Annotated in this window: 25 protein-coding genes, 1 pseudogene and 1 riboswitch; of the genes and pseudogenes, 15 read left to right on the plus strand and 11 right to left on the minus strand. The window is 60.5% G+C overall.

The features are described from left to right. Position 1: 1 nt before the first annotated feature. A complete protein-coding gene (gene upp / locus HKK53_RS25845; RefSeq protein ID WP_123410117.1) occupies positions 2 to 640 on the minus strand; it encodes a uracil phosphoribosyltransferase in 639 nt (212 codons plus the stop codon). 164 nt (positions 641 to 804) lie between these two features. Between upp and HKK53_RS25850 the strand changes: the two genes are divergently transcribed. The 3 genes from HKK53_RS25850 to HKK53_RS25860 all read left to right on the plus strand — a co-directional run bounded on the left by HKK53_RS25850 (position 805) and on the right by HKK53_RS25860 (position 2,382). Continuing rightward, the gene (locus tag HKK53_RS25850; RefSeq protein ID WP_133840271.1) at positions 805 to 1,362 is read left to right on the plus strand and encodes a hypoxanthine-guanine phosphoribosyltransferase; all 558 of its coding nucleotides are present in this window, start codon (positions 805 to 807) and stop codon (positions 1,360 to 1,362) included. Between the two features lie 183 nt (positions 1,363 to 1,545). Continuing rightward, complete coding sequence (locus HKK53_RS25855) at positions 1,546 to 2,031, plus strand: hypothetical protein (protein ID WP_169373112.1); 486 nt, start codon at positions 1,546 to 1,548, stop codon at positions 2,029 to 2,031. 63 nt (positions 2,032 to 2,094) lie between these two features. Further along, positions 2,095 to 2,382 (plus strand): PA4642 family protein, encoded by a 288-nt coding sequence (locus HKK53_RS25860; protein WP_169373113.1) that lies wholly within the window; start codon positions 2,095 to 2,097, stop codon positions 2,380 to 2,382. Between the two features lie 201 nt (positions 2,383 to 2,583). Here HKK53_RS25860 and mqo read toward each other — a convergent pair whose 3' ends face one another. Both mqo and HKK53_RS25870 read right to left on the minus strand, forming a co-directional pair. Then, positions 2,584 to 4,092 carry a malate dehydrogenase (quinone) gene (gene mqo, locus HKK53_RS25865; protein ID WP_169373114.1) on the minus strand — a complete coding sequence of 503 codons (1,509 nt, stop codon included), beginning with the start codon at positions 4,090 to 4,092 and terminating at the stop codon, positions 2,584 to 2,586. Between the two features lie 738 nt (positions 4,093 to 4,830). After that, positions 4,831 to 5,064: a hypothetical protein gene (locus HKK53_RS25870; protein WP_169373115.1), complete on the minus strand. Its 234-nt coding sequence runs from the start codon at positions 5,062 to 5,064 to the stop codon at positions 4,831 to 4,833. Between the two features lie 205 nt (positions 5,065 to 5,269). Between HKK53_RS25870 and HKK53_RS25875 the strand changes: the two genes are divergently transcribed. Further along, on the plus strand, positions 5,270 to 5,854 hold the full coding sequence (locus tag HKK53_RS25875; RefSeq protein ID WP_169373116.1) for a YajG family lipoprotein: 585 nt from the start codon (positions 5,270 to 5,272) through the stop codon (positions 5,852 to 5,854). Positions 5,855 to 6,024: 170 nt separating this feature from the next. On the opposite strand, the gene HKK53_RS25880 is transcribed toward HKK53_RS25875, so the two are convergent. Beyond that, positions 6,025 to 6,231 (minus strand): hypothetical protein, encoded by a 207-nt coding sequence (locus tag HKK53_RS25880; protein ID WP_010458215.1) that lies wholly within the window; start codon positions 6,229 to 6,231, stop codon positions 6,025 to 6,027. A gap of 174 nt (positions 6,232 to 6,405) precedes the next feature. Here HKK53_RS25880 and HKK53_RS25885 point away from each other — a divergent pair, with 174 nt between their 5' ends. Next, on the plus strand, positions 6,406 to 6,690 hold the full coding sequence (locus tag HKK53_RS25885; protein ID WP_169373117.1) for a hypothetical protein: 285 nt from the start codon (positions 6,406 to 6,408) through the stop codon (positions 6,688 to 6,690). 116 nt (positions 6,691 to 6,806) lie between these two features. Here HKK53_RS25885 and HKK53_RS25890 read toward each other — a convergent pair whose 3' ends face one another. After that, a complete protein-coding gene (locus HKK53_RS25890) occupies positions 6,807 to 7,970 on the minus strand; it encodes a 1-acyl-sn-glycerol-3-phosphate acyltransferase (protein ID WP_178117465.1) in 1,164 nt (387 codons plus the stop codon). 142 nt (positions 7,971 to 8,112) lie between these two features. On the opposite strand from HKK53_RS25890, the gene HKK53_RS25895 reads away from it, so the two are divergent. The 3 genes from HKK53_RS25895 to HKK53_RS25905 are packed head-to-tail and all read left to right on the plus strand — an operon-like array spanning position 8,113 to position 9,227. Continuing rightward, positions 8,113 to 8,295: a CPXCG motif-containing cysteine-rich protein gene (locus tag HKK53_RS25895; protein WP_008153387.1), complete on the plus strand. Its 183-nt coding sequence runs from the start codon at positions 8,113 to 8,115 to the stop codon at positions 8,293 to 8,295. Between the two features lie 12 nt (positions 8,296 to 8,307). Then, positions 8,308 to 8,568, plus strand: coding sequence for a putative signal transducing protein (locus tag HKK53_RS25900; RefSeq protein ID WP_123509219.1), 261 nt, complete (start codon positions 8,308 to 8,310; stop codon positions 8,566 to 8,568). A gap of 35 nt (positions 8,569 to 8,603) precedes the next feature. Further along, positions 8,604 to 9,227 carry an SOS response-associated peptidase gene (locus tag HKK53_RS25905; RefSeq protein ID WP_054045626.1) on the plus strand — a complete coding sequence of 208 codons (624 nt, stop codon included), beginning with the start codon at positions 8,604 to 8,606 and terminating at the stop codon, positions 9,225 to 9,227. A 105-nt stretch (positions 9,228 to 9,332) separates the two neighbouring features. Here the strand turns inward: HKK53_RS25905 and HKK53_RS33070 are convergent, their stop codons facing one another. Further along, positions 9,333 to 10,175 carry a methyl-accepting chemotaxis protein gene (locus tag HKK53_RS33070; protein WP_442962295.1) on the minus strand — a complete coding sequence of 281 codons (843 nt, stop codon included), beginning with the start codon at positions 10,173 to 10,175 and terminating at the stop codon, positions 9,333 to 9,335. Between the two features lie 12 nt (positions 10,176 to 10,187). After that, positions 10,188 to 11,474, minus strand: a pseudogene (locus tag HKK53_RS33075) (HAMP domain-containing protein); the annotation flags it as partial. A gap of 264 nt (positions 11,475 to 11,738) precedes the next feature. Between HKK53_RS33075 and HKK53_RS25915 the strand changes: the two are divergent. After that, positions 11,739 to 12,557 carry a M48 family metallopeptidase gene (locus tag HKK53_RS25915; protein ID WP_169373120.1) on the plus strand — a complete coding sequence of 273 codons (819 nt, stop codon included), beginning with the start codon at positions 11,739 to 11,741 and terminating at the stop codon, positions 12,555 to 12,557. Positions 12,558 to 12,742: 185 nt separating this feature from the next. On the opposite strand, the gene HKK53_RS25920 is transcribed toward HKK53_RS25915, so the two are convergent. From HKK53_RS25920 to HKK53_RS25930, 3 genes are all read right to left on the minus strand, one after another. Continuing rightward, complete coding sequence (locus HKK53_RS25920; RefSeq protein ID WP_054045620.1) at positions 12,743 to 13,327, minus strand: TMEM165/GDT1 family protein; 585 nt, start codon at positions 13,325 to 13,327, stop codon at positions 12,743 to 12,745. A gap of 88 nt (positions 13,328 to 13,415) precedes the next feature. After that, a riboswitch (yybP-ykoY riboswitch) is annotated at positions 13,416 to 13,540 on the minus strand. 40 nt (positions 13,541 to 13,580) lie between these two features. After that, positions 13,581 to 14,579: a class I SAM-dependent methyltransferase gene (locus HKK53_RS25925; protein WP_169373121.1), complete on the minus strand. Its 999-nt coding sequence runs from the start codon at positions 14,577 to 14,579 to the stop codon at positions 13,581 to 13,583. A gap of 33 nt (positions 14,580 to 14,612) precedes the next feature. Beyond that, complete coding sequence (locus HKK53_RS25930; RefSeq protein ID WP_169373122.1) at positions 14,613 to 15,578, minus strand: 2-hydroxyacid dehydrogenase; 966 nt, start codon at positions 15,576 to 15,578, stop codon at positions 14,613 to 14,615. 154 nt (positions 15,579 to 15,732) lie between these two features. On the opposite strand from HKK53_RS25930, the gene HKK53_RS25935 reads away from it, so the two are divergent. Beyond that, a complete protein-coding gene (locus tag HKK53_RS25935; RefSeq protein ID WP_169373123.1) occupies positions 15,733 to 16,362 on the plus strand; it encodes a LysE family translocator in 630 nt (209 codons plus the stop codon). Between the two features lie 66 nt (positions 16,363 to 16,428). On the opposite strand, the gene HKK53_RS25940 is transcribed toward HKK53_RS25935, so the two are convergent. After that, the gene (locus tag HKK53_RS25940; protein WP_169373124.1) at positions 16,429 to 17,202 is read right to left on the minus strand and encodes an AraC family transcriptional regulator; all 774 of its coding nucleotides are present in this window, start codon (positions 17,200 to 17,202) and stop codon (positions 16,429 to 16,431) included. 85 nt (positions 17,203 to 17,287) lie between these two features. Here HKK53_RS25940 and HKK53_RS25945 point away from each other — a divergent pair, with 85 nt between their 5' ends. The 5 genes from HKK53_RS25945 to HKK53_RS25965 all read left to right on the plus strand — a co-directional run bounded on the left by HKK53_RS25945 (position 17,288) and on the right by HKK53_RS25965 (position 26,956). Beyond that, positions 17,288 to 18,472 (plus strand): MFS transporter, encoded by a 1,185-nt coding sequence (locus HKK53_RS25945; protein ID WP_169373125.1) that lies wholly within the window; start codon positions 17,288 to 17,290, stop codon positions 18,470 to 18,472. 147 nt (positions 18,473 to 18,619) lie between these two features. Then, positions 18,620 to 20,302, plus strand: coding sequence for a fatty acid--CoA ligase (locus tag HKK53_RS25950; protein WP_169373126.1), 1,683 nt, complete (start codon positions 18,620 to 18,622; stop codon positions 20,300 to 20,302). Between the two features lie 346 nt (positions 20,303 to 20,648). Continuing rightward, positions 20,649 to 22,538 carry a DUF1302 domain-containing protein gene (locus tag HKK53_RS25955; RefSeq protein WP_169373127.1) on the plus strand — a complete coding sequence of 630 codons (1,890 nt, stop codon included), beginning with the start codon at positions 20,649 to 20,651 and terminating at the stop codon, positions 22,536 to 22,538. Between the two features lie 28 nt (positions 22,539 to 22,566). Continuing rightward, complete coding sequence (locus HKK53_RS25960; protein ID WP_133840288.1) at positions 22,567 to 23,931, plus strand: DUF1329 domain-containing protein; 1,365 nt, start codon at positions 22,567 to 22,569, stop codon at positions 23,929 to 23,931. 286 nt (positions 23,932 to 24,217) lie between these two features. Next, positions 24,218 to 26,956, plus strand: coding sequence for a LuxR C-terminal-related transcriptional regulator (locus HKK53_RS25965; RefSeq protein WP_169373128.1), 2,739 nt, complete (start codon positions 24,218 to 24,220; stop codon positions 26,954 to 26,956). The last annotated feature ends 7 nt before the right edge of the window (positions 26,957 to 26,963 follow it).

Genomic DNA, 26,963 nt, shown 5'->3' on the forward strand with positions numbered 1-26,963 from the left:
CTCAAGCGTCCTTCTGCTTGGTGCCGAAGATCTTGTCACCGGCATCACCCAGGCCTGGGATGATGTAGCCGTGCTCGTTGAGTCTTTCGTCAATGGACGCGGTGTAGATCATCACGTCCGGGTGCGCTTTCTCGACGGCGGCGATGCCTTCGGGGGCGGCGACCAGCACCATCGCGCGGATGTCCCGGCAACCGGCCTTTTTCAGCAGGTCGATGGTGGCGACCATGGAACTGCCGGTGGCGAGCATCGGGTCGATGATCATCGCCAGGCGTTCGTTGATTTCCGGAACCAGTTTTTCCAGGTAGGTGTGGGCCTGCAGGGTTTCTTCGTTGCGGGCCACGCCCACGGCGCTGACTTTGGCGCCCGGGATCAGGCTCAGCACGCCTTCGAGCATGCCGATACCGGCGCGCAGGATCGGCACCACGGTAATTTTCTTGCCGGCGATTTTCTCGACCGACACGGTACCGGCCCAACCTTCGATATCGTAGGTTTCAAGCGGCAGGTCTTTAGTAGCTTCATAGGTCAGCAGGGCACCGACTTCCTGAGCAAGCTCACGGAAATTCTTCGTGCTAATGTCTGCGCGGCGCATAAGGCCAAGTTTATGACGGATCAGCGGATGGCGGATCTCTTGGATGGGCATGGGGAAAGGCTCCGGCGGCGGGCAAAAAAACCGGCCTAGATTAATCTATCCGAGGGTGTTGTCCTATAGACATACAGTACGTTAGTCCACAAACGCTTGATTCGGCCGTGCTGGATGCGTACCTTTGCCCGCTTTTCCCGAATCCGTCCCTCCTGGAGAGCGCCATGCCTGCTGATCTCGAGCATATCCGTCAAATCATGCGAGAGGCTGACTGCCTGTACACCGAAGCTGAAGTCGAGGCGGCCATCGCCCGTGTCGGTGCACACATCAACGAACAGCTGGCTGACACTAACCCAGTGGTGTTCTGCGTGATGAACGGCGGGCTGATTTTCGCCGGCAAACTGCTCACCCATCTGCACTTCCCGCTGGAAGCGTCCTACCTGCACGCCACCCGTTATCGCAACGAAACCAGCGGCGGCGACCTGTTCTGGAAAGCCAAGCCGGAAGTCTCGTTCCTCGACCGCGACGTGCTGATCATCGACGACATTCTCGATGAAGGGCACACCCTGGGCGCGATCATCGACTACTGCAAACACGCCGGCGCCCGCGCCGTGCACACTGCCGTACTGATCGACAAGGACCACGACCGCAAGGCTCGCCCGGACCTCAAAGCCGATTTCGTTGGTCTGCCATGCATCGATCGCTACATCTTCGGCTACGGCATGGACTACAAAGGCTACTGGCGTAACGCCAACGGGATTTTTGCCGTTAAAGGCATGTAAACCCGTCGCGGTATGCGCTGGCTCTGTAGCAGCTGGCGCAGCCTGCGTCCGGCGGCGAAGCCGTCGTAATCCTGACTCCACGATTTCACTGACAACCGCAGTGTTTGATTTCACGTCGGCTTCGCCGCCGGACGCAGCCTTCGGCAGCTGCTACAGTGCTCAGCCCGCCCTCCGGAGCCCGTCATGAGCCTTTTGATCCGCAGCTGCGCCGCCCTGTTGCTGACCCTCAGCCTGCCCCTGGCCGCCGCCCCGGCGCCGATGCACGCGCAGTTCCTGCCGCCGGACGACCTGACCCTGCATGACGCCGAACCGGAGCAGCAACAACTGCTGCAAGTCACCGATTATTCCGTCGTGGTGGGCAGTCAGCGCCAATCGACCCAGCAACCGATCCCGGTGACGTCGCCGCTGCTGATCCGCCTCAAGGGCAAATCCCTGAACAAAGGTGCGACCATCACTCAGGTGCTGGTCAACTTCGACGGCGAAAGCAAAAGCCTGAAAAAGCCGATCTACGACGAAAAGAGCAAAACCCTGACGCTCTACTACCCCGTCTCTCAATACCGGGTGGTGATCGATCTGCTGCGCAATGACACGGTGTATTGCCAGTTCCTCAGCTACGCCAACGGCCATGTCTGGGCCGATCTGCACACTGGCAGCGTGCGTTCGCGTTGAGCCTGGCGGCAATCGAGGGGTAAACTGCCCGCCCCGTGAAATGTCTGCGAGCTGGAGTCGGCAATGCGTAAAGATAAGAAGCAAGTGATTGGTGACGAGATCGGCGATGAACAAATCAAACTGTTCCTCGATTTTGAACCGGTCGACGCCACTTCCCCATCCCTGCACAAACTGATCAAGGCCTATCGCGGCCTGCGCATCGACGACTTCGAGCGCTTCCTGACGTTTTTCGTCGCTGCCGGGTTTGACCTGGACGGCAAGGATGAGCACGGTAATGATTTCGTCGCGGTGATCAAGGATCAGCGCAATGCGGCCGAGTACATCGAGTTGATCGCCAAGGTTCGCGGTTAATTCCAGACACTCCGGCACCTGTGGCGAGGGAGCTTGCTCCCGCTGGGCTGCGAAGCGGCCCCAATATTCTGCGAGCAACGGAGATTTTGTGAGTGCTGCGCACTCAAGCGGGAGCAAGCTCCCTCGCCACAAGGATCTTTTCAGGCGCACAAAAAAACGCCCCGCTCTCACTGAGAACGGGGCGTTTTTTGTGGGACCGAATCAAGCGTAGCTTTCGGTCTCGTTACTGGCTTCAACCAGTTCCAGCGCGACGTTGTTGTGCGCGTTGATCTTGCGATACAGCGCAGCGTCGGTTTCCAGGACTTTTTCCCGAGCCGGGAAGATTTCCGCCAGCTTGGCCGCCCACTCACCGGAGGCTTTGTTCGGGAAACATTTTTCGATCAGTTCCAGCATGATCGAAACGGTCACCGAAGCACCTGGCGAAGCGCCGAGCAATGCCGCCAAAGAACCGTCCTTGGCCGCAACCAGTTCGGTACCGAACTGCAGGACGCCGCCTTTTTTCGGGTCTTTCTTGATGATCTGCACCCGTTGGCCGGCCACTTCCAGGCGCCAGTCTTCGGCTTTCGCTTCCGGGTAGAAGCGGCGCAGGGATTCCAGGCGCTGTTCCATCGACTGCATCACTTCGCTGACCAGGTACTTGGTCAGGTCCATGTTGTTTTTCGCCACGGCCAGCATCGGGCCGATGTTGCCGGCGCGAACCGACAGCGGCAGGTCCATGAAGGAGCCGTGCTTGAGGAACTTGGTGGTGAAACCGGCGTATGGCCCGAACAGCAGGGACTTGTTGCCGTCGACCACGCGGGTGTCCAGGTGCGGCACCGACATCGGTGGCGAGCCCACGGCCGCCTGGCTGTAGACCTTGGCCTGGTGGTGCTTGACCACTTCCGGGTTGTCGCAACGCAGCCATTGGCCGCTGATCGGGAAGCCGCCAAAGCCTTTGCTTTCCTCGATGCCCGACGCCTGCAACAACGGCAATGCCGCGCCACCCGCGCCGAGGAAGACGAACCTGGCGTCGACTTCACGGGTATTGCCGCTGTTGACGTCCTTGATGCTGACGGTCCAGCCGCTGCCGTTACGCTTCAGGCCGGTCACGCGCTTGCAGTACTTGACCTGGGCATCGGGTGCGCTGGTCAGGTGCTTGAGCAATTGATTGGTCAGGGCGCCGAAGTTGACGTCGGTGCCGTTCATCACGCGGGTGGCGGCGAGGACTTCGTCGGGCGAACGGCCCGGCATCATCAGCGGCATCCACTCGGCCATCTTGGCTTTGTCTTCGGTGTATTCCATGTCGGAAAAGGCGTGGTGCTTGCTCAGCACATTGAAGCGTGACTTGAGGAAGGACACGCCGCTGTCGCCCTGCACGAAGCTCAGGTGCGGCACCGGGCTGATGAAGGTCTTGCACGAGCCGAAAGTGCTTTTCCTGGTCAGGTACGACCAGAACTGCTTCGACACTTCGAACTGGGTGTTGATGTGCACGGCTTTCTTGATGTCGACGGTGCCGTCGGCGGCCTGCGGCGTGTAGTTGAGCTCACACAGCCCGGCGTGACCGGTCCCGGCGTTGTTCCACGGGTTGGAACTCTCCGCGGCACCCGAATCCATCAGCTCGACGACTTCCAGCTTGATCGCGGGGTCGAGCTCTTTGAGCAGTACAGCGAGGGTGGCACTCATGATGCCGGCCCCTACGAGTACTACGTCGACTGCTTCGTTATGCGCCATTTAACGCGTCTCCAAAATCTGCAGCACCAAATTGTCGGCATAGCTGCCAGGCGTTCCGGGGCGTGTCAGTGATGCCCCAAGTACCCATGGCCAGGATCGCCATGTCCGAATCTTCGCAATTTTTCGCAACTTCGACGGACGCTACCGGCCGGGCCTATGAGTGATATGAACTCATTTCAGCACACGACTGGCAATTCGACTTATGGTCGAGACATCCGTTTGTGCAACCAAATCCGTAGCGGACAGGCTTCAGGCTCCGGTATTCGAGGCGTACCCGTTCCTGTGTCGTTGGGCTGTTTCAGACGCTAATGGTGCATGTTCAGACGCAAAACTATTCATTTGCTCGCCACACTCTTGTGAAGTTGTGAAAACCCGTTTTTTTCACGCTCTTTTGAAGACGTGAACCTCAAAAAAGGGCTGCCCCAGCCTGGCACCGTGCCCGGATGGATTGCCGCCATGGAGTACATGACAGGCAAAACGGGCAAACAGCTCAGTGACCGAGCGTAATGACAGCTCTGCAGATTCGCGAAAAGTGGGGGTTTTGCTCAGGGAACAGCAAGCGCGCCAGCTTCACTCGATCTGTGTGGGCGGCTCTCTGTGGGCGGTGCGGGGTGCCAATACCGGAGCATTGACGGTGCTGCGAGGCCCGATCAGGAGACGTCCTTATAATCGGGGGGAGATTGTATCTAAGAAACGCGGGGAAATGGTCGTGAATAATGACTTTTATTAGGCGTCTGGTCAGATGGACAACAGCGCCTGCACTCGTGAGCGAGGCTGACTCTGCCGAATGCGGGCGCTCGGGGGCAGGGGATGGTGCAGCCAGTTGAGGCGGATTTCTTCGATTTCGACCCAGCCATCGCCCATCGGCTGGAGGCTGCACTGCTTGAAGGCCTGGCAATGACCATTGCGATCAAGCAAGGCAAAGCTGCGGTGCAACGGGCGTGGAGCGAACAGCGAGATCAGATAACGCATGGCGAAGTACCTTGTGGGGTGACTGCTGTGAAGGTTGCCAGCAGGCCGTGACGCCAATGTGTATGAGCGGTGACAGCTGTGTGACAGGAACCGGCTGGTGCGGGGTTTGTCAGAGTTTTCAGCAATCGTTGCGAGACGCTAGTTCGCGACGATGGCCCACCGCTATACTGCGGGCCTGTTTGTGCCTGATTCTGGAGAGAAGAGCATGTTGCAACGCCTGTTGTTCGGTTTGATCACTGTGACCAGTTTGACCCTGGTTGGCTGCGCCCACAGCCCGCAACAACTGAACCCGGAGCCAAAGTTGACCACTCAGCTGGCGGCGGTTGGCCATGGCCAGCAAGTGGTGGTGCGTGTGGTGGACGGTCGTCCGTCGCCAACCCTGGGCACCCGTGGCGGTCTGTACCCTGAGACCAGCGCGATCACCGTGCAGGGCGCGCAGATCCTGCCGAAGTTGCAGGCCCAGGCCGAAGCCGCCGTGCGTTTGCTGGGTTTCACCCCGGTGTCCAACGGCATGAACGCGCCGCAACTGACCGTGACCCTGGCCGAGCTGAAGTACCAGTCGCCTAAAGAAGGCATGTACGTGACGGAAGCCACCATCGGCGCGACCTTCCGCTCCGACGTGCAGAACGCCAATCGTCGCTATAGCGGTCGTTACGGTGCTTCCCTGGACCAGCGTTTCGGCATGGCGCCGAACCAGGAAACCAACACTAAGCTGGTTAGCGATGTGTTGAGCGATGCCCTGACGCGTCTGTTCAAGGACCCGACCGTGGGTCAGATTCTCGGCGAATAAGCGTTCGCGAGAGGCAAAAAAGCCCGGGTGCCAGTGATGGCCCCGGGCTTTTTCATGCCCGCCGCGATCCCTTATAGGCGCGAGGCTTGCCCGCGAAAGCGGTGTGTCAGCCGATATCAATGTTGGATGTTGCGCCGCCTTCGCGGGCAAGCCTCGCTCCTACAAGGGGCTTATGCGGCTTGAGAGTAGAAATCCAGCACGCTCACGCCCGTCAGCAAATCCGTCTCCGGCAAGTCGGCATGCTGATGCCCGCCGAGGGCGCAATACACCAGCCAATGGCGGTCCTGAACGTTGAAGGCGAGGCTGCCGACGAGATTCTGCTGTTCGTCACTTTGGGCGATGAGGTAGAGGCGGTCCTGGTTTTCGGCGTGCAGCATGCTGTGCTCTGTGTCGGTTTCGAGGGGCGACAGACTGGCGCATTCAGATGACGACGCCATGACACAAGACAGCAATCGGCCCAATGGTTCGTTATTTGTCGCACGCTTTCGGTAGAATCCGCGCCGCGGTCGCCGGTTCGGCGTCTGCCACGTCAGTTTTGCCCGAGGTCCGTGATGTCGTTGCATTTGATTTCGTTGTTTACCAACCATCCCGCCAAGTTGATCAACCTGCTGGCCTTGCTGATTGCCTTCCCGGGCTGCTGGCTGCTGCATGCCACCCGTCGCCGCGAACAGCGTGCGCTGGCGGTGCTTGAGGCGCATACCCAGAGCCGTCGTGGCGATGACGCGATGTTGATGCTCGATGGCGCCACCCAGCGCATGAACCGGTTTTTCTATCGATTCGGTTTTGCCTGCCTGGGCGTGGCGCTGGTGGTTTCGTGGGTCAGTACCCGCTTCTGAATCGCTAAAAGCAAAAGACCGCAGCCTCGTTGCACTCGACAGCTCCTACATGGGATCGCATTCATCCTGTAGGCGCTGTCGAGTGCAACGAGGCTGCGATCTTTTGATCTTGTCGCTTAAAGCGGCAACCCAGCCTTCACCCGATACTGATTCCTCACCGGCGTCGCATATTGCAACACCAGGAACGGTCGATGTTCCTCAGGGCAGGCCTCTAGCCGGCGCTGCCATTCTTCCTGCGCCTTGGTCAGTTCATCCGCCGCGAACACCTCGGCGGCTTTCGGCACCTGCAACTGCGGATCCGCATCCTTCCACTGCGCATACGCCAGGTAATGCACCGGGAACAACCGGTAACCGCCGAGGATCTGCTTGTCCATCTCGATCGCCAACTGCTTGGTGTCGTCAAACAGCTCGGTGATCGGCGCGGCGAAGTTCACGTGGACCCGGCCCTTGTAGCCGGTAATGCCCTTGGCGATGCTCACATCGTCCTCGCCCGGCACTTTGCTGTAGCTGCCAGTGGTGGCGCGGATGAACAGCTCGCGGGCCTTGGCCTGGTCGCACGGGTCGTATTCGTAGCTGATCGACACCGGGGTCACGTTCAGCGACTGGATCACTTCGCCGAACGGCTCGTCCTTGCGGCTCATGTGGAACATCTTGAGGATCGCCGACTCGGTGCGGTCGTCGCCGTCCTTGGCCCGGCCTTCGGCCTGCGCGATCCAGATCGAGGCGCAGTCGTTGCGGATCGAGTGGTTGATGTAGGCCGACAGCAATTGGTAAGCCGCCATCTTCTCGCGGCGACCGGTGATCGAACGGTGCACGATGAAGCTCTTGTTCAGGCGCATCAGATCGCTGACAAATGGCTTTTGCAGCAGGTTGTCGCCGATGGCGATGCGCGGTGTCGGCAGGCCGGCGTGGTACACGGCATAGTTGACGAAGGCCGGGTCCATCACGATATCGCGGTGATTGGCGATAAACAGGTAGGCACTGCCGGACTTGAATTGCTCGACGCCGGTGTAGGTGACACCGTCGGTGGCGCGCTCGATGGTGTGGTCGACGTAAACCTCGACCTTGTCTTGCAAAGTGGCCACCGAGTTGACGCCGGCGAACTCACGGCGCAGCCGATGAGCTATAAGAGGTTTGAGCATCCAGCCGAAAGCACCGGCATAACGCGGGAAGCGAAAGTGAATGAGGATATCTAGAAGCGCCTTGTCGCCGAGCAGCCGCGCCAGCACCGCTGGGACTTCGCTGTCGTCGTAAGGTCGGATGGCATCGAATTCGCCCATCATGCTCTCTTGTTAGAAACGGCTAGGGTAAGTAAAGGTTTTGATCGAAAACCAACGGGGCACGGTCTGAAAAGGTAGCCAGACAAAAATAGCCCTGCAAATAGACCGGCGATTATACGCACAAGTCACCTGGGAGACCGCGATGCTGGAAACCGAGCGCTACGAATGTCCGTATTGTGGTGAAGAGGCCGAGGCCGTGCTGGATTTGTCCGGCGGCGATCAGACCTATATCGAGGATTGTCCGGTGTGTTGCAGGCCAATCACGTTTGTCCTGCAAACCGATGGTCAGGAATGGTTGCTCGAAGTTCATAGCGAGAACGAATGAAAGGGGCGCCTGATGCAGCGAATCTACGAACCGGAAAACCTGATGGAAGGCGAGTTGTTGCAAGGCATGCTGGCCAGCGAGGGCATCGAAGCGCATCTGGTGGGGCGGGATTTGCTTGGCGGCACCGGCGAATTGCCGATCTACGGTTTACTGGGTTTGTCAGTGGATAACGATCAGGCCGAGTACGCCCGGGAACTGATCACCGCCTACAATGCCGCGCTGCCGATGCCCGGTGATGAACCGGAAAGTTTTCCCGGCACGCTGGTCTGTTAGGCTGACGGTCGTTTTATCAAGAGTCGTGTTGCCCCATGTGTGGACGTTATGCCCTGTTTCGCTGGAACCCCGCCTTCGCGGCCCTGCCTGGCTTCCCCGCCGATCAGCAGGCCCAGTGGAATATTTCTCCCAACGATTCGGTGTTGATGCTGCGTGCCGGCACGGACGGCCAGCGTGAGTTGGCCCGTGCCCGCTGGGGCTTGACGCCGCCATGGCTGACCGACTTGTCGCGCACCCCGGCCCATGCCCGGGCCGAAACCGTGGCCGAACAGCCCATGTTCCGCCAGGCCCTGCGCGAACGCCGCTGCCTGTTGCCGGCCAATGGTTTCTACGAATGGCGCGGCACCACGCGCAAGCGCCCGTATTGGTTGACGCCGGGGGAGGGCTCGGCGCTGTTTTTCGCGGCGATCTGGGAAGCGTATCCGGTGCAGGAACAGGTGTGGTTGAGTACGGCGGTGATCACTCAGCCGGCGGCGAGTCAGCGTCGGCCATTGATCCTTGATGAAGCAGGGCAGGCCGCCTGGCTGGATCCCGAGACGCCGTTGCATGTGCTGCAGGGGTTGCTGGCCGGTGAACCTGCCGCGTTGCGCGAGCGGGTGCTGGCGAACCTGGTGAATGATCCGAAGCTCAATGGGCCGGAGTGTTTGACCCCGGGTTGATCGTTCTCACGCTCTGCGTGGGAATGCAGCCACGGACGCTCCGCGTCCACTGTGACGCAGAGCGTCACGGGATTCATTCCCACGCAGAGCGTGGGAACGATCACTTCAAACCTTGAACTGATTGATCAAGCGCCGCTGCTGTTCCGCCAACTTGGTCAAATCGGCACTGGCCGCACTCGACTCATCCGCCCCGCCGGCCACTTCATTGGCCACTTGCCCAATGTTGATCACGTTGCGGTTGATGTCATCCGCCACCGCGCTCTGTTCCTCGGCCGCGCTGGCAATCTGGGTGTTCATGTCGTTGATCACCGACACTGCCTGGGTAATCGTCTCCAGCGCTTCAGCCGCTTTCGCCGCATGCTGCACGCTTTCATCGGTGCGGCTCTGACTGTCTTCCATGACCCGCACCACATCACGGGTACCTTGTTGCAACTGCTGGATCATGGTCTGGATTTCTTCGGTGGCCTTCTGGGTTTTCTGCGCCAGGTTGCGCACTTCATCGGCGACTACGGCAAAACCACGGCCCTGTTCACCGGCGCGGGCGGCTTCGATTGCCGCGTTCAACGCCAGCAGGTTGGTCTGCTCGGCGATCCCGCGAATTGCGGTAAGGATCGCGTTGATGTTCTCGCTGTCCTTGGCCAGGGTCTGCACCACGGCCACGGCTTTACCGATTTCAACCGCCAGTACCCCAATCGAATTCGAGGTGTCGCGCACGATCTGCATGCCTTGCGCCGCGGCCTTGTCGGCATGGCTGGCCGCCTGCGCCGCCGATGTCGCATTGCGCGCCACGTCCTGGGCGGTGGCGGTCATTTCATGCACCGCGGTGGCCACTTGATCGATCTCGGCCATCTGCTTGTGCACGCCGATGTTGGTGCGGATGGCGATGTCGGCGGTGTGTTCCGATGAATCGCTGACGCTCTGCACCGACGTCACCACCTGGGTGATCATTGCCTGCAACTTGGCGAGGAAGGTGTTGAAGCCCTTGGCGATCGAACCCAACTCATCGGCGCGGTCGCTGCTCAGGCGACGGGTGAGGTCGCCTTCGCCCTGGGCGATGTCGTCGAGCATGGCCACCATTTGCTTGAGTGGACGGGCAATGCCGTGGCCCACCAGCCAGATCACCAGCAAGCCGATACCAGCGATCAACAGACCCACCATGGCCATGCCGAAGGTGTCGGATTTGCGCTGCTTATCCAGATCGCCCTGGAGTTTTTGCAGGTCGGCCATCACCGCGTTCAGCGGCAATTGCAGCATCAGGGTCCAGCGGGCGTCGGTCTGGCCGATGCCGAACGGCAGGTACAACTCGATGCGGCCATTGGCCTTGTCGACGCTGTAGGTCACTTCGCCACGCTTGAGATTGGCCATGTTGGCAATCTGCTGGCTGTCGAGGATGTCACTGACCTTCTCACCGAATTTGCTCGGGTCCTTGGTGTAGGCGACGATCCGGCCATTGCCGCCGATCAGCGCCATCACGCCCGAGCCGCCGTACAGTTTCTGGTTGGCGCCCAGGAGCATTTCCTGGATGAAGTTCACCGACAGGTCGGCGCCGACGATGCCCTGGAAGGCGCCGTTGAGCATGATCGGTTCAATAAAGGAGGCGAGCATGACGATTTTGTCGCCGACCTTGTAGGGCGCCGGATCGATCACGCAGGATTTTTTGGTCTCTTTCGAGCACAGGTAGTACTCACTGGCACGGATGCCGGTGGACAGGGTTTTCTGGTCGTCGACGTCCACCAGTTTGTCCAGGCCCAGGCTGCCGTCCTCGTTGCGGAACCACCACGGCAGGAAGCGTCCATTGGCGGCGTCGATGCCGGCCACCTTGGTGTCGACGTAGGCCGCATCGTTATGGTCCAGGGCGTTTTTTTCCCAGCCGATGTAGGTGCCGAGAATCTTCGGGTTCTGGCTGACGTTCTGTTTGATCAGGCTGATCAGTTGCTCGCGGCTGATGTTCACCTGTGGCTGGCCATCGGCGCCCGGGGTGCCGATCAGTTCGTTGACCCGCACCAGCCCCCCGGCAATCAGCAGCGGCGCTTCGAGTTCGCGCTGGATCTGGCTGACCTGGGTTTGTGCCAGGGAAGTCAGGCGCTGCTCGATGACTTGCTCGAACTGCGCCTGGGTCCGTTCCTGGACCATGTCTTGCGTCCGGGCACCGGAAAACAGCGCGTACAGCACCAGGGCTGCCACGACACTGAGGACGATGGCGCCGGCAAGGGCCGCTACGGAAAACTGGATTGACTTGAATTTCATGGGTGCTCCGCACGCAAGAGGACGTCTGCGCTGTTGTATCGGCCGCAGATTCGGGGTCCATGAGCAAGTAATGGCGAAATGACTGTTTTGGCGTGCTGGAGGTCGCAAATGAAGCGCGGCGGGTGTGGCTTGCGGGCGTTTGTGAATTTTTTTCTGCGGCGCCGACGATATTGTCTGAAAAGTGCGTGCTACACGTCTGTTGTATCTGGCGCCGATACCATTCACCGCCTACGATACGCGGCATGTTTTCAGGGAGCTTTATTGATGAACAAGACATTGGTTGCAGGTGCATTGAGCGCGGGTCTGTTGCTCGCCGGTTGTCAGTCGGTCAACACCACCAGCGGCGGAGCCGTCGGGGTTGAGCGCAAGCAGTACATGTTCAGCATGCTGTCGAGCCAGGAAGTCGACCAGATGTATGCCCAGTCCTATCAGAAGACAGTAGGCGAGGCGACGAGCAAAGGGGTGCTGGACAAGACCAGTACCGAGGCCAAACGCGTGCAGGCGATCGCCAATCGGCTGATTGCCCAGGCGCCGAACTTCCGTCCGGATTCGGCCCAGTGGAAGTGGGAAGTCAACCTGATCAAGAGCGATGAACTCAACGCCAACTGCGGTCCTGGCGGAAAGATCATTTTCTACACCGGGCTGATCGACAGCCTGAAACTCACCGACGATGAAATCGCCGCGGTCATGGGCCACGAAATCGCCCACGCCTTGCGCGAGCACGGTCGTGAAGCGATGTCCAAGGCTTACGGCATCGAGATGGCCAAGCAGGGCGCCGGTGCCTTGTTCGGTCTGGGCCAGGACAGCCTGGCGTTGGCCGACACCGTGGCCAACTACGGTATGACCTTGCCGAACAGCCGCTCCAATGAAAACGAGGCCGACCTGATTGGCCTGGAACTGGCCGCGCGCGCCGGCTACAACCCGAACGCGGCGATCACCTTGTGGAACAAGATGAGCAAGGCTTCGGAAGGTTCGCCACCGGAATTCATGAGCACTCACCCGGCGTCGACCAGCCGTATCGCTTCGTTGCAGGCAGCGATTCCGAAGGTCATGCCGTTGTACGAGAAAGCCTCGAAGTCCTGACAGGTTTCTAATGATCGTTCCCACGCTCTGCGTGGGAATGCATCCTGTGACGCTCTGCGTCACGCCCCAAAAACGGACGCGGAGCGTCCAGGGCGGCATTCCCACGCAGAGCATGGGAACGATCAGTCAAGCGGGTCTGCTCTGCTTCAATCTTTCGGCTTATGACGTGTAGCTTGCCGCTGTTTTTATACCCACCCGCTGCTCTGCATCGCCTTGTACACCGCCACAATCGCCAGCACGAAGAACGCCGACGCCGCCAGTCGACGGATCAACGTCAACGGCAGTTTGTCCGCCGCAAAGTTACCCGCCAGTACCACCGGCACGTTGGCAATCAACATCCCGGCGGTGGTGCCGATGATTACCAGCCACAGGTCCGGGTATTGCGCAGCGAGCATGACGGTGGCGACCTGGGTCTTGTCGCCCATCTCGGCGAGGAAGAACGCGATCAGCGTGGTCAGGAATGGCCCGAACTTGCGGGCGGTGCTGGCTTCGTCGTCGTCCATCTTGTCCGGCACCAGGGTCCACAGTGCCGTCGCGGTGAAGCTTGCGGCGAGGATCCAGTGCAGCGTTGCATTCGAGAAGAAACTGCCGAACCAGGCACCTACCGCACCGGCTGCCGCGTGGTTGGCCAGGGTCGCGGCGACGATGCCGGCGATGATCGGCCAGGGTTTGCGAAAGCGAGCAGCGAGAATGAGCGCGAGCAGTTGTGTCTTGTCGCCGATTTCGGCCAAGGCAACGATTGCGGTGGGAACGAGAAGAGAATCCAGCATCAGGGTTTTCCTAAGGGGCGGGTCGACACGGCTATGACACGTACAGCCTTCCCGCCCCGGGTAAGGTGTTCGTGTCATAGGTCTTGTCAAACCCTGGCGATCCGTCTGTGCGGACGCTTGGGTCGCATACGCCATGGTCTGTTGACCAAGTATGTTGACGTATGCCGGACGAGCATGGCGCTCGTGGGAGACTACTCCCCTAGGACGGAGCGGATTCTGCCTAGGCAAAATCCGTTAGGCAAGCACTTATTTATCAGCCGCGCTTGGCCCGGTAGATTCGGAAACCCTGTCCTTCAGCCTTGATCGCACACACGCCCAAGTGCTCTTCGATCAGTGGCTGATACTTAAGAAAGCTGTTGGCGACCAAGCGCAGTTCGCCACCGTTTTTCAGATGTTTGGCTGCTTTTCGCAGCAAGTTTTCCGTTGCGAAATAATCGGTGTGCACACCGACATGGAACGGTGGGTTGCTCAGAATCGCGCTCAAGCCCATTGGCGCGGCATCGATTCCATCACCGGTAATCACCTCGGCTTCCAGACCGTTGGCGGCCAAGGTCAGACGACTGCTGGCAGCGGCAAACGCATCCACGTCCAATAAAGTGACCTGATTGTGCGGATAACGACGCTTGACCGCCGCGCCCAACACCCCGGCGCCGCAACCGAAATCGAGCAAGTGGCCGCTGGGCAACTTGTCCAGATGTTCCAGCAACAGCGCGCTGCCACGATCCAGCCGACCGTGGCTGAACACCCCCGGCAAACTGATGACTTTCAGCGGCCCTTCGGCCAAGGGCAGTTCGTATTCCTGGGCCAGGCTTTCCAGCGACTTGGCTTCTGGCGCGTTGGCCACGGTGACCTGCCACAACTGGCAATGCCGCGCGCTGTCGAGCTTGCGCGGCTTGCCGAACGGGTTCAGTTGCTTGGCCGCGCCTTCGATGCCGCTGCGTTTTTCACCGACCAGGTACAACTCACGACCGGCCAGGCGCGAGGCGAGGGCGTTGAGGATGTAATCGGTCAGGTCCTTGGACTTGGGCAGAAACACCACGGCCGTGTCGAATTCGCGCTCCGGCGCATTCACGCCAAACTGGCTGCGCTCGGCAAAACGTGCGTCCAACGCCGCTTGATCACCGGCATGCCAGCACCAGCCATGGGCGTCGGGCAGGCGGCCGAGCAAATCGTCGGCGGGCAAACCGGCCAGCAACACCGAACCCTGGAATAACTCGGCTTGACGAAGCAGTACTTCACTGCGCGGATCCATACTCTGCTCCTTGAAAAAAAGTGCCGCAGTTTATCAACTGACGACCCGCAGCGCTTTACCGCTGAAGAACGCCTGGGCGTTTTCAGTCAACTGGCCAACGATGCGCTGGCGCGCCTCGCGACTGCCCCAGGCGTTGTGCGGGGTGACGATCAGCCGTGGGATGTCATGGGCCAGCAGCGGATTGCCCGTTGTCGGTGGCTCGACGCTCAGCACATCCGTGGCCGCGCCGCCCAGGTGACCGTTGCGTAAAGCGTCGGCCAGCGCCTGTTCGTCGATCAAACCACCGCGCGCGGTATTGACCACAAACGCACCCGGTTTCATCGAGGCCAGTTCACGGGCGCCGATGAAGTGGCGGGTGTGTTCATTAAGCGGGCAGTGCAGCGTCAGGGCGTCGATTTGCGGCAGCAGTTCATTCAGCGGCAAGCGATCCGGCCGGGCAGGGCGGCCGGGAATCTGCCCCAGCAACACGCGCATGCCGAAGGCTTCGGCCAATCGCGCAACGGCGCTGCCCAGTTCGCCGTGGCCGAGCAGGCCGAGGGTTTTGCCTTCCAGTTCGACAATCGGGTAATCCAGCAGGCAGAACTGTTTGGCCTGCTGCCAGCGACCCTCGCCGACGGCTTTCTGGTAATCGGCCAGCCGCGTCGCCAGATTGAGCAGCAGCATGATCGTGTGCTGGGCCACCGACGGCGTGCCGTAACCCTGGCAGTTGCACACGGTGATCCCGTGGGCGCGCGCAGCCGCCAGATCGACGTTATTAGTGCCGGTGGCGGTGATCAGGATCAGCTTGAGTTCGGGACTGGCGGCGATGGCCGCTGCGTCGATCAGGATCTTGTTGCTGATGGCCACGGTCGCGCCCTTGAGGCGCTCGATCACTTGATCCGGCGTAGTCTGGGCGAACAGCTGCAAGTCGCTGAAGCAATCGCGCAAAGGCGTCAGGTCGAGGTCGCCCAGATCCAGGGACGGATGGTCGAGGAAAACGGCGCGGCGAGAGTTCGTCATCAACTGTACCTTTTGTGCAATGAACTGAAGGCGTAATCTGCCGAGCCTACCAGATGAAACAAATGGTTACGCACTACCCGGCCGGACGCTCCCACAGGGATAGCGTCAATCCTGTGAATTTTCATTTCCACCGATCCACCCCAGAGGAGCCCCCATGTACTGGACAGAATTCTTGACCGTCGCTCTGATTCACCTGCTGGCCGTCGCCAGCCCCGGCCCGGACTTCGCCGTGGTGGTGCGCGAGAGCGTGACCCATGGCCGGCGTGCCGGGACCTGGACTGCGCTGGGTGTGGGCACGGCGATTTTCCTGCACGTCGGTTACTCGCTGCTCGGCATCGGCCTGATCGTGTCCCAGTCGATCGTGCTGTTCAACGCCTTGAAATGGGCGGCCGCCGCCTACCTGCTGTACATCGGCTTCAAGGCCCTGCGCGCGCAACCGGCAAAACCGGTGTCGGACGACCTGCACAAGGAAGTCGGTGAGCGCACTGCCCGCGGTGCGTTTACCTCGGGCTTCGTCACCAATGGCCTGAACCCCAAGGCCACGCTGTTCTTCCTGTCGCTGTTCACTGTGGTGATCAACCCGCACACGCCGTTGGCGGTACAAGCCGGCTACGGGGTTTACCTCGCGGTGGCGACGGCGTTCTGGTTCTGTCTGGTGGCGATGCTGTTCAGCCAACAACGGGTACGTGCCGGTTTCGCCCGCATGGGTCACTGGTTCGACCGGACCATGGGCGCGGTACTGATCGCCATCGGCGTGAAACTCGCGTTTACCGAGATGCATTGATACCTGAGGAGCGCGGCTTGCCGGCGATGGCGTTCTTGAGATCGCCATCGCGAGCAAGCTCAGCTCCTACGAAAGCGGATTGAGTTCGCTCAGTTTGTTCAGCGCGTTCAGATACTCCCGGGGATTCTCCCCGAGCAAACGGCGAAACATCGCGCTGAACGCCCGGGCGCTGCCGTAGCCCAGATCCCGCGCCACGCTCTGCACGCTTTCCCCGGCGAGCAGCCGCGGCAGGGCTTCCATCAGGCGCAGTTGCTGGCGCCAGGCATTGAAATTCATCTTCAGTTGTTGCTGGAACAGCCGCGCCAAGGTTCGCGAACTGGCGCCGACCTGCTGTGCCCAGTCTTCCAGGGTGTTGGGATGGTCTGGCGTACGCAGCAGCGCCAGGCAGATGCCTTGCAGGCGCCGGTCCTCGGGCATCGGAATGTGCAGCGGTAGGTTTTCCAGACCGGCGATTTCTTCCAGCATCAGCTTCTGGATCAACGGGTTTTCTGCGTGTTGCGGGCCTTGCACCGCGCGCAGGATCAACTCGCGCAGCAATGGCGTGACGGCCAGCACGCAGCACTGATGCAGGCTCGGCGGCGACAGTTCGGCGGCAATGAACAGCGAGCGCATGCGCACCTCGCCCGACATGAAAATCTCATGCGCCACCAACGGCGGAATCCATACCGCACGGGTCGGCGGAATCACCCACGCACCCTGCGCCGTGACCACCCGCATGGTGCCGCAAACGGCATAGAGCAACTGCGCTTCGCGATGTTGATGCAGTTCCTGGTGCGCGCCATCCATGTAATCACGCGGATAAGCGCTGACCGGGCCGTGCAGGAAGTGGCTGATTAACATGTCTGTTCCGATGACTTTGTTGTCAGGAATACGCTTTTTCGCCAACTTAGCATAAGCCGCTCACTACAACGTAAAGCGTGCCGCGATGAACCAGTCCAGAAATGTCATCCGCTACATCAACGCAGCTCATGTGATCGACCACATGTTCATGCTGATTTTCCCCGCCGCCATTCTCGGCATGACCCAAGCCTTCGCGTTGGATTACGCCGCGCTGATCGGCTTGTCCCTCGGCGGTTTCATTGCTTTCGGCGCCTGTTCGCTACCGGCCGGTTGGCTGGGGGATCACTGGAGCCGGCGGCAAATGATGCTGGTGTTTTTCTTCGGTATTGGCGCCTCGGCGATTTTCACCGGTTTGAGCAGCAGCGCGCCGATGCTGGTTGTCGGCCTGACACTGATCGGGGTTTTTGCCGCGATCTATCACCCGGTGGGCACTGCAATGCTGGTGGCCTATGCGCAGAACCGCGGCCGGGAAATCGGCATCAACGGCATGTGGGGCAACCTCGGCGTGGCGTTTTCGGCGCTGATCACCGGGTTGCTGGTGGCGCAGTTTGGCTGGCGTTCGGCATTCATTCTGCCGGGGGTGGTGGCGATTGCATTGGGCATCGGTTTCGCCTTGCAGGTGTGTGAAGAACCGATCCCCAAGCGTCCGCACACGCCGCTCAAAGGCGCGGCCGGCCAGCGGATTTCCATGGTCATGGTGTTTGGCGTGCTGGCCCTGGCCACCGCGACCGGCGGCGTGGTGTTCAACGCCACGACCATGACCTATCCGAAACTCTTTCAGGAGCGCCTGCATGATTTGTTCGCGTCGCCACAAACCCTTGGCGTGGTGGTCAGCCTGGCGTATGCCTTCGGTGCCGTGGCGCAGCTGAGCATCGGCCGGGTGTTGCACCGTTTTAGTCTGAAATGGCCGTTCATTGTGTTGACGTTGTGCCAGGCGCCATTGCTGTTCGGGTTGGCGTATGTGGACGGCTGGGCCGTGATTGCATTGGGCGCGGCGTTCATGTTCGTGGTGTTTGGCCAGGTCACGGTGAATGACGCGATGGTCGCCAACTTCGTCGCCCCGCAATGGCAGTCCCGGGTTTTTGCGCTGCGTTACTGTTTATCGTTCGGGGCCAGTGCGACCGCGATTCCGCTGATTTCGTTCGTCGAACCGCGCCAGGGTTTTGTAGGCCTTTATCTGATATTGGCGGGTTTTGCGGCATTGACCTTCTTGGCGGCGCTGGTTTTCCCACGGACGCCGTCTGAGGCTGCTGTAGGACAAACGGCGTAACCAGTGACGAAATCCTGCAAATGCTGGCGCAAAGCTAGCATTTGTACGGCTGTGCAAATCATTCCTTTGGCTGATTTGGCTGGCGTATAAGGGCTTTAGAGTAATTATCTTCAAAGCCAAGACCGTGCAGTCAGAAAAGGGATTCTTATGTTGCAGACTCGCGTTATCCCGCCAGCCGAAGGCGCTTACCAGTATCCACTGCTGATTAAACGACTGCTGATGTCCGGCGCTCGTTACGAGAAAACCCGCGAGATCATTTACCGCGACCAGTTGCGCTACAGCTATCCGACCCTGATCGAACGGGTCGCACGGCTGGCCAACGTGCTGACGGCGGCCGGGGTCAAGGCCGGGGATACCGTGGCGGTGATGGACTGGGACAGCCATCGCTATCTGGAATGCATGTTCGCCATCCCGATGATTGGCGCGGTGATCCACACCATCAACGTGCGCCTGTCGCCGGAACAGATCCTCTACACCATGAACCACGCCGAGGACCGCTTCGTGCTGGTCAACAGTGAGTTTGTGGGGCTGTACCAGGCCATCGCCGGGCACCTGACCACGGTCGAGAAAACCCTGCTGCTGACCGACCTGCCGGAGAAAACCGCCGATTTGCCGAACCTTGTCGGCGAATACGAGCAACTGCTGGCGGCGGCGAGCACCCAATACGACTTCCAGGATTTCGACGAAAACTCGGTTGCGACCACCTTCTACACCACCGGCACCACCGGCAATCCCAAAGGCGTGTACTTCACCCATCGGCAACTGGTGCTGCACACCATGGGTGTGTCGACGATCATGGGCGCCATCGACAGCGTGCGGCTGCTGGGCACCAACGATGTCTACATGCCGATCACGCCGATGTTCCATGTGCACGCGTGGGGCTTGCCGTACGTGGCGACGATGCTCGGCCTGAAGCAGGTTTATCCCGGGCGCTACGACCCGGAATACCTGGTGGAGCTGTGGCGCAAAGAGAAAGTCACCTTCTCCCACTGCGTGCCGACCATCCTGCAAATGGTCCTCAACGCCAAAGCGGCGCAGGACACCGATTTCGGCGGCTGGAAAATCGTCATTGGCGGCAGCGCGCTCAACCGAACGTTGTACGAAGCCGCCAAGGCCAAGGGCATTCAATTGACCGCCGCCTACGGGATGTCGGAAACCGGGCCGCTGGTGTCCTGTGCTCACCTCAATGACGAGTTGATGGCGGGCACCGAAGATGAACGCACCACGTATCGGATCAAGGCCGGCGTGCCGGGGCCATTGGTGGAAGCGGCGATCGTCGACACCGACGGCAACTTCCTGCCTGCCGATGGCGAGACCCAGGGCGAACTGGTGCTGCGCGCGCCGTGGCTCACCGAAGGTTATTTCAACGAACCGCAGAAGGGCGCCGAGCTCTGGGCCGGCGGCTGGTTGCACACCGGCGACGTGGCGACCCTGGACAGCATGGGTGTGATCGACATCCGCGACCGGATCAAGGACGTGATCAAGACCGGCGGCGAGTGGATCTCGTCCCTGGACCTCGAAGATTTGATCAGCCGTCACGTAGCGGTACGTGAAGTAGCAGTGGTGGGGATTGCCGATCCGCAGTGGGGCGAGCGCCCGTTTGCCTTACTGGTGATCCGTGAGGGGCATGAGATCGGGGCTCGTGAACTCAAGGAACACCTCAAGCCGTTCGTCGAACTGGGGCATCTGAGCAAGTGGGCCATCCCGAGCCAGATCGCCCTTGTTACGGAAATTCCCAAGACCAGCGTCGGCAAGCTCGACAAGAAGCGTATCCGCCTCGACATCACTGAATGGCAGGCTAACAACAGCACCTTCCTCTCGACGCTTTGAGCGTGTTTTGACCTCCCCTGGCGTGCCCGAAACGGCACGCCAGCCCCACCAAGCAAGCGCTTGGCTTGTGAAATCCGAATTTTCAGCCATCCTTGCCGTGCCGACATGTGTCGGACTGGCGAAAGGACTGTTCCAGAGTGGCCGGCAGCTGCAAATCACACTTTAGAGGGATCAAGCAGTACTACCTGCTGGCTATAGTCCGCTCAAGGATTTTTAAGAACGGAGCAAACGCACAAACGGGGCGATGCACATTGGGATTGAATTCGGGACGCCTTGGCTCTCGGTCATCCACAACGTTTTTAAAAGTACTCACTGCCATAACAATAATGCACATGGAGTAGCGTCGATGACATCAGTAAACCAGTTCTGGCGCCGGGCGAAACTGCCCCTGGCGGTCAGTCTCGCCTCTTCGCTCGCCGGGCCTGCATTCGGCGTCAGTTTCAACGTCGGTGAAATCGAAGGTCAGTTCGACTCATCCCTGTCGATCGGTGCCAGTTGGTCTACTCAGAGTCCCAACAAGAACCTTATCGGCGTCAACAACGGCGGCCATGGTCTGTCGCAGACGTCCGATGACGGTCACGCTAACTTCAAGAGCGGGGAAACCTTCTCGAAAATCTTCAAGGGCATCCACGACCTCGAACTGAAATACGGCGACACCGGGGTCTTCGTCCGCGGCAAGTACTGGTACGACTTTGAACTCAAGGACGAAAGTCGCGAGTTCAAGGACATCAGCGACAACAACCGCAAGGAAGGCGCCAAGTCCTCCGGTGGGCAGATCCTCGACGCCTTCGTCTACCACAACTACTCCATTGCCGATCAGCCGGGGTCCGTGCGTCTGGGCAAGCAGGTCGTGAGCTGGGGTGAAAGTACCTTCATCGGCGGCGGCATCAACTCGATCAACCCGATCGACGTGTCCGCATTCCGTCGTCCGGGTGCCGAGATCAAGGAAGGCCTGATTCCGGTCAACATGTTCTACGTGTCCCAGAGCCTGACCGAAAACCTGTCGGCCGAAGCGTTCTATCAGTTGGAATGGGATCAGACCGTCGTCGATAACTGCGGCACATTCTTCTCTCAGCCGGATATCGTTGCCGATGGTTGCGACAGCAACTTGCGCGTGCTGAACAAGCGCTCGCAGATTCCAGCCGTGGCGTTAGGGCCGTTGGCCAGCGCGGGCGTCAACGTCAACGAAGAAGGTGTGCTGGTCCAGCGCGGCGGCGATCGCGATGCGCGGGACAGCGGCCAGTGGGGCGCGTCCTTCAAGTACATGTTCGACCCGCTGGACACCGAGTTCGGTGCCTACTTCATGAACTACCACAGCCGTGCGCCCATCTTCAGCGCCACCGGTGCTCCGCAGTCGGTCTATAACACTGCCGCGGCACTGCCTGGCCCGTTCGCGGCACTCGCACCGCTGCTGGTGGCAGGCAATTCGAAGTACTTCATCGAATACCCTGAAGACATTCGCCTCTATGGCCTGAGCTTCTCCACCACCTTGCCTACCGGTACGGCGTGGAGCGGTGAACTCAGCTACCGTCCAAACGCACCGGTGCAACTGAACTCCACCGATATCCTGTTTGCCGGCGTACGTCCTATCGGTGGTGCGTTGTCCAACGCTTCCCTGCTGACCGGCGTGCCGGGTCAGGACCTGCACGGTTATCGTCGCAAGGAAATCACCCAGTTCCAGACCACCCTGACGCACTTCTTCGACCAGGTCATGGGCGCCAGCCGTCTGACTGTGGTGGGCGAAGTGGGCGTGACCCACGTCGGCGGCCTGGAAAGCACGTCCGATGTCCGTTACGGCCGTGATCCGGTCTACGGTCCGGGTGAACTGCCCGCCACTGGCGGCGCCAACACCTGCGCCAACATCCTCAACGCCAGCACCATCAACGGCGCCGGCCCGGGTTCACCGCAGAACAACCGTAGCCGTAACTGCAACGACGAAGGGTTCACCACCTCCACTTCGTGGGGTTATCGCGGCCGGGCCATCTGGGAATACAACGACGTGTTCGCCGGCGTGAACCTCAAGCCGAACGTGGCCTGGTCCCATGACGTCAGCGGTTACTCGCCGGGTCCTGGCGGCAACTTCGAGGAAGGTCGCAAAGCGGTCAGCCTGGGCGTCGATGCCGAATACCAGAACACCTACACCGCGAGCCTGGCCTACACCAACTTCTTCGACGGCAAGTACACCACCGTGGACGACCGCGACTTCGTTGCGCTCAGCTTCGGCGTGAACTTCTAAGCACTGTTTTTTCAGGACGAACACACATATGAAAATAACAAAGAGTCTGTTCCACGCCGGTGTTCTGGGGCTTTCGCTGCTGGCGACAAGCGTCATGGCAGCGGTGCCTGCCGCTGAAGCGGACAAGCTGGGCAAGAGCCTGACGCCGATGGGCGCCGAGATGGCGGGCAATGCCGACGGTTCGATTCCGGCCTGGAAACCACTGGCGAAGAATGCCGGTTCCGTCGACAGCAAGGGCTTCCTGTCCGACCCGTACGCCAGTGAAAAACCGCTGTTCACCATCACCGCGCAGAACGTCGACCAGTACAAGGAAAAGCTTGCCCCGGGCCAGTACGCGATGTTCAAGCGCTACCCGGAAACCTTCAAGATGCCGGTCTACCCGTCCCATCGCGGCGCCACCGTACCGGATGACGTGTTTGCCTCCATCAAGAAAAATGCCACCAACACCAACCTGGTGTCCGGCGGTAACGGTCTGGAAAACTTCGAAACCGCCGTGCCGTTCCCGATTCCGAAAAGTGGCGTCGAAGTCATCTGGAACCACATCACCCGCTATCGCGGCGGCAGCGTAACTCGTCTGGTCACCCAGGCCACGCCACAGCCGAACGGCTCGTTCAGCCTAGTGTACTTCCAGGACCAGTTCGTGTTCCGCGACAAGATGAAGGACTACGACCCGAAAAACCCGGGCAACATCCTGTTCTACTTCAAGCAGAAAGTGACCGCGCCGGCACGTCTGGCCGGTGGTGTGCTGCTGGTGCACGAAACCCTCGACCAGGTTAAGGAACCGCGTTCGGCGTGGGTCTACAACGCCGGTCAGCGTCGTGTGCGCCGTGCTCCGCAAGTGTCCTATGACGGGCCGGGTACTGCCGCCGATGGCCTGCGTACCTCCGACAACCTGGACATGTACAACGGTGCGCCGGACCGCTACGACTGGAAACTCGAAGGCAAGAAAGAGATGTACATCGCCTCCGACAGCTACAAGCTCGATGATCCGAAACTGAAGTACGCCGACATCATCAAGGCCGGCCACATCAACCAGGACCTGGCGCGTTACGAGCTGCGCCGCGTCTGGCATGTGGTCGCGACCTTGAAGGAAGGTCAGCGCCACATCTATGCCAAACGTGACTTCTACATCGACGAAGACACCTGGCAGGCTGCGGTGATCGACCACTACGACGGTCGTAACCAGCTGTGGCGCGTTGCAGAAGCCCATGCCGAGAACTACTACGACAAGCAAGTGCCGTGGTACGCCCTGGAAACCTTGTATGACCTGCAATCGGGTCGCTACCTGGCGCTGGGCATGAAGAACGAAGAGAAATCGGCGTATGACTTCGGCTTCACCGCCACCACCAGTGACTTCACCCCGGCCGCACTGCGTCAGGATGGTGTTCGCTAACTCGCTGTAGACAGAGGCCGCATCCTCGAAAAACGCCCCGACTGGTTCGGGGCGTTTTTTTGTCTGACCATCCACACCCCCCGAAGGAGCAAAGCTCGCTCGCGATGGCGTCCGTACCCACACCGCATGAATTCCGATACATCGCGCCAACCCCAATCGCGGGCAAGCCATGCTCCTACGGTCTTTTTGTAGCCATTTGTAGCAACAACCTTCAATAGCGCTCCGTTTACCGCTAGTCTGCGGACATCTGCAACGCCGCCAACAGCATTTCAAACAAGAGCCGGCCATGACTGATCTGTCCCCACTTCCGGGTCCTGCAAGCGTTGCCGTCGCGGCACTGGACGGGCGTTTCTTCCGGCCCCCGTTGCCTGACGGCCATGTGCTTCGGCCTCGCCTGTGCGAGCGCCTGAGTGCCGGGCTCGGTGGTCGATTGTTGTTGGTCAGCGCCCCGGCCGGGTTCGGCAAGAGTTCGTTGGCGGTGGAGTTCTGTCAGGGCCTGCCGGCGCACTGGCAAAGCCTGTGGCTGGGGCTGAGCCCGCGTGACAACGATCCGGGGCGTTTCCTCGAGCGCCTGCTCGAAGGCCTCCAGGATTATTTTCCGCAGTTGGGCAGCAAAGCGCTCGGGCTGCTGAAAATGCGCCAGCGCCATCAACCCTTTGCGTTCGAAGAATGGCTGGACGGTTTGCTCGATGAGCTGGCCGTGCACCTGTCACCGGGTTCGCCGTTGTTGCTGGTGCTGGACGACTATCACTTGGCCCAGGGCCCGGTGCTCGATCGCTGTCTGCAATTTTTCCTCAATCACCTGCCCGATGGCCTGCTGGTCATGGTCACCAGCCGGCAACGTCCGGACTGGCACCTGGCGCGGCTACGCCTGTCGCGGCAACTGCTCGAACTGCATGAGCAAGACCTGCGCCTGACCCACGACGAAGCCCTGACCCTGCTTGATCGCCACAGCAGTTCGTTGCGCGGCGAGGCGCTGGAAAACCTGATCCAGCGCAGCGAAGGCTGGGTGGCCGGCCTGCGTTTCTGGTTGTTGGCGGCTTCCGAAGCGGGCAGCGATGGCGCGTTGCCGCAGTCGCTGCATGGCGGGGAAGGGCTGATCCGCGATTACCTGCTGGAAGAAGTCATCGACTGTTTACCTGCCGAAGTGCAGGCATTCCTCTATGACACGGCGCCTCAGGAGCGTTTTTGCAGCGAGCTGTGCGACGCGGTGCGCGAGGCCCATGACAGCGCCGAAATCCTGCGTTTCCTGTTGGCCCACCAGGTCTTTCTGGTGCCGCTGGACGAGCACGGTCACTGGTTCCGCTATCACCACCTGTTTTCCGACTTGCTGCGCACGCGGCCCAAGACCCAGGCCCTGGTGCCGGCCGCCAGCCTGCATTTGCGCGCCTGCCGCTGGTTCAACGCCCAGGGCTTGCTCGATGAAGCCGTGGAGCAGGCCTTGCGCGCCGGGCACCTGGATGTCGCGGCGAACCTGGTGCAGAACCTGTCGGAGGAACAACTGCTGGCCGAGCAGAACGTCGGCATGCTGCTGCGCTGGAAAATGGACTTGCCCGACAGCTTGCTGATCAGCACGCCACGGCTGATCGTGCTCTACAGCTGGGCGCTGGGACTGGCTTGCCAGCTGGACGCTGCCGAAGAGTTGGCCAATCATTTGAGCCGCTTCCTGCCGGCGCCATCGGCCACGGCGCAGAAGTCCATGCTCGCCCAATGGCTGGCTTTGAGCGGGATCATCGCCCGTGGGCGTGGCAATCGGGATCTGACGCTGCTCTATTGCACCGAAGCCCTGGAGAGCCTGCCCGCCAAGCGTTACGGCCAGCGCCTGATGTGTCTCTCGACCTTGTCCAACCTGGCGATTGCCGATGGCGACCTGTGGCGTGCCCGGGGGTTGAATCGTGAGTCCCTGGAGTTGGCGCAGCGGGTCGGCAATCCATTATTCGAGGCCCTGGCTCATTACGATCGCGCCCGAGTATTGCAGGCCCGAGGAGAAATCCTGCGCTCGCTGGATGAAGTCCGGCAGGGCCTGCAACGCCTGCACGGCTTGTCGCCGCAACGGCTCTACGCGGTGCGGGCCCGACTGATCTTGTACGAAGGTTTCCTGCTGGCCCTGCGCTCGCAACCCCAGGCCGCACGGCTGCGTTTGCAGGCTGGTTTGGGCGAAGCCCGGGCCTGTCGCGACATCAGCGTGTTGATCGGCCACTGCGTGATCGCCCGGCTCGAGGGCAGCAGTGGCGAGTTCGCCAAGGCCTTCGCCGAACTGGCCGAAGCCGAACGGCTGATGCATATCTGGGACGTCCCGCCGATCTACTACCTGGCGATGATCACCCTGGTCAAATGCGAACTCTGGCTGGCCCAGGGCCGCACCGACCTGGCCGAAGCCTGGCTCGCCCGACTGGGCCAGACCTACAACGGCGAACGCGCCGCCGCACCGCCGGAATTCCATCCACAGCTGCCGCTGCACATCGAATTGCAGCAAGCCTTGCTGGAAGTGATTCAGGGTCAACCGATGCTGGCGGAAGGGCGATTGAATGCGCTGCTGGAGCATGGGCAGCAAACGGGACGGCAGATGCTCAGCGTGATGGCGTTGACGCAGAAGATTGCGTTGCTGCTGGCGGGCGGACGAGAACCCGAGGCGCGCAAGGCATTGGCGCAAGCGCTGGAAGCGGCGGCGGGTGGCGTGCTGCAACCTTTCGATGGGTTGCTGGATGAGCATTCGGATTGGCTGCGCGGGCAACTTCAGCTCGCTGCGTCGAGCGCTGTTGCGCAAACCCTCATCGAGCATTTGCCTGCCGCCGTCGCGCGTCCCGCCTTGGAGTTATCCCCAGGCGCGGACAACCTCAGCGCCCGTGAACTGGCGGTCCTGCGCTTGATAGCCCAAGGCTGTTCCAATCAGGAAATTAGCGATCAGCTGTTTATTTCCCTGCACACGGTGAAAACCCACGCCAGCCATATCAACAGCAAACTCGGCGTGGAGCGGCGCACACAAGCGGTGGCGCGGGCGAAAGAGTTGGGTGTGTTGCAGTAAATTCCTC

The organism is Pseudomonas sp. ADAK7 (assembly GCF_012935675.1).
In the GTDB taxonomy this organism is placed as follows: Bacteria; Pseudomonadota; Gammaproteobacteria; order Pseudomonadales; family Pseudomonadaceae; genus Aquipseudomonas.